At 66.7% G+C, this 2,264-nt stretch carries 3 protein-coding genes; 1 reads left to right on the plus strand and 2 read right to left on the minus strand.

Annotated features, from left to right (window positions below; genetic code table 11):
* The coding region (gene pnp / locus Q7J26_RS02100) for a polyribonucleotide nucleotidyltransferase (RefSeq protein WP_304934862.1) at positions 1–1,160 on the plus strand (1,160 nt) is incomplete at its 5' end.
* A gap of 70 nt (positions 1,161–1,230) precedes the next feature.
* On the opposite strand, the gene Q7J26_RS02105 is transcribed toward pnp, so the two are convergent.
* Positions 1,231–1,563 carry a hypothetical protein gene (locus Q7J26_RS02105; RefSeq protein WP_304934863.1) on the minus strand — a complete coding sequence of 111 codons (333 nt, stop codon included), beginning with the start codon at positions 1,561–1,563 and terminating at the stop codon, positions 1,231–1,233.
* A 66-nt stretch (positions 1,564–1,629) separates the two neighbouring features.
* Positions 1,630–2,264 (minus strand): ribonuclease PH (gene rph, locus Q7J26_RS02110; protein ID WP_304934864.1); only part of this gene is annotated, 635 nt, incomplete at its 5' end.

A 2,264-nucleotide genomic window follows, 5' to 3' on the forward strand; every position in this document is an offset into this window, starting at 1 on the left:
CCGGCGAAGACGAGCAATACGTCGACTCGCTGGCCGGCACTTACAAAGAGAAGTTCCTGCTGCACTACAACTTCCCTCCCTACTCGGTCGGCGAGACCGGTCGTATGGGCGGTGCAGGTCGTCGTGAAATCGGCCACGGCAAGCTGGCCTGGCGCGCGATCCGTCCGATGCTGCCGTCGAAGGAAGACTTCCCCTACACCATCCGTCTGGTCTCCGAGATCACCGAGTCGAACGGCTCGTCCTCGATGGCCACGGTCTGCGGTTCGTCGCTGGCCCTGATGGACGCCGGCGTGCCGCTGATCCGTCCGGTCTCGGGCATCGCCATGGGCCTGATCCTGGAGCCGTCGGGCGAGTTCGCCATCCTGTCGGACATCCTGGGTGACGAAGATCACCTGGGCGACATGGACTTCAAGGTCGCCGGCACCTCGGAAGGCATCACCAGCCTTCAGATGGACATCAAGGTCGCCGGGATCACCAAGGAGATCATGAAGCAGGCTCTGAGCCAGGCCTCGGCCGGCCGCCTCCACATACTGGACGAGATGTCCAAGGCCATGGACGCGCCGCGCACCGAACTGGGCGAGCACGCGCCGAAGATCGAAACGGTCAAGATCGCGGTCGACAAGATCCGTGAAGTGATCGGTTCGGGCGGCAAGGTCATCCGCGAGATCGTCGAGAAGACCGGCGCCAAGATCGACATCGGCGATGACGGCACCATCAAGGTCGCCGCCAACGACCAGGAGAAGATCGACGCCGCCAAGGCCTGGATCCAATCCATCGCCTCGGAACCGGAAGTCGGAACCATCTACTCCGGCAAGGTCGTGAAGGTCGTCGATTTCGGCGCCTTCGTGAACTTCTTCGGCGCCAAGGACGGCCTGGTCCACGTGTCCCAGATCGCCCTGGAACGCGTCGCCAACCCGGCCGACGTCCTGTCGGAAGGCCAAGAGGTCAAGGTCAAGTTCCTGGGCTTCGACGATCGCGGCAAGACCAAGCTGTCGATGAAGGTCGTCGATCAGACCACGGGTGAAGACCTGACCGACAAGATCAACGCCGAACGCGCCGAACGCGGCGAGGAGCCCCTGTCGGACGACACCGGCGGCCGTCCCAAGCGCGAAGGCGGCGGTGATCGCGGTGGCGATCGCGGTCGTCGTCGTCGCGACTAAGACTGAGCCCAAGGGCTGATACGAGAAGGCCCCGCCGGCGACGGCGGGGCCTTTTTCGTGACGGCCTGTCCTAGGACCGGCATTCCGCCGGCGGATCGCCGTCGCGTTCCCACAGTGTGCAGGACCGGTCGATCTCGCCCTGGATCAGGTCGCAGGGGTTGGCGGCGTTGCAGGGCGGGCGGGTCGCGGGGCTGACCTGGATGCAGCGTTCGACCAGGCGGGCGGACGCCGCCGCCCCGATCTGATCCCGACAGGGGATTTCACTGGCAGGAATCCGCTGTGGCGCCAGCTCCGGCGCTTCTGGGATACGGGCCTGGGGGGCGTCCGAAATCTCGGCCTGCGGCTGGCAGGCGGCGAGCGCGGCGGCGGCGGCGGCGAAACAGACGAAGAGGAATCGGCGCATCGGGGTCTCCGGATCGCGGAACGGATCACCGATACGATGACCCGTCCCCCGAAAGCACGAAACCCCTTATCGACGCACGGCGTCCAGCGCGGCCTTTTGCAGGGCGAACAGTTCGGTGCAGCCGATCTCGGCCAGGGAGAACAGCCGGTCGAACTCGGCGCGCGAGAAGCCGCGCTTCTCGCCGGTGGCCTGGACCTCGACGATCTGGCCCGCGCCGGTCAGGACGAAGTTGGAGTCGGCTTCGGCCTCGGAGTCCTCTTCATAGTCCAGGTCCAGCACCGGCACGCCGTCGCAGACGCCGCACGACACCGCCGCCACCTGGTCCAGGATCGGGTCGGACTTCAGCACGCCTTCGTCGCGCAGATAGTTGAGGGCCGAGGCCATGGCGACCCAGGCGCCGGTGATGGAAGCGGTGCGGGTGCCGCCGTCGGCCTGGATGACGTCGCAGTCCAGCACCACCTGGCGCTCGCCCAGGGCCTTCAAATCGACGACAGCGCGGAGCGAGCGACCGATCAGGCGCTGAATCTCCTGCGTCCGGCCCGTCTGTTTGCCGGCGGCGGCTTCGCGACGGCCGCGCGTATGGGTGGCGCGGGGCAGCATGCCGTATTCGGCCGTGACCAAGCCCTGGCCCGTGTTGCGCATCCAGGCCGGGACCTTCTCCTCGATCGAGGCCGTCACCAGCACCTTGGTGTGGCCGAACG

The sequence above is a fragment of the Brevundimonas sp. genome (assembly GCF_030656255.1).
In the GTDB taxonomy this organism is placed as follows: Bacteria; Pseudomonadota; Alphaproteobacteria; order Caulobacterales; family Caulobacteraceae; genus Brevundimonas.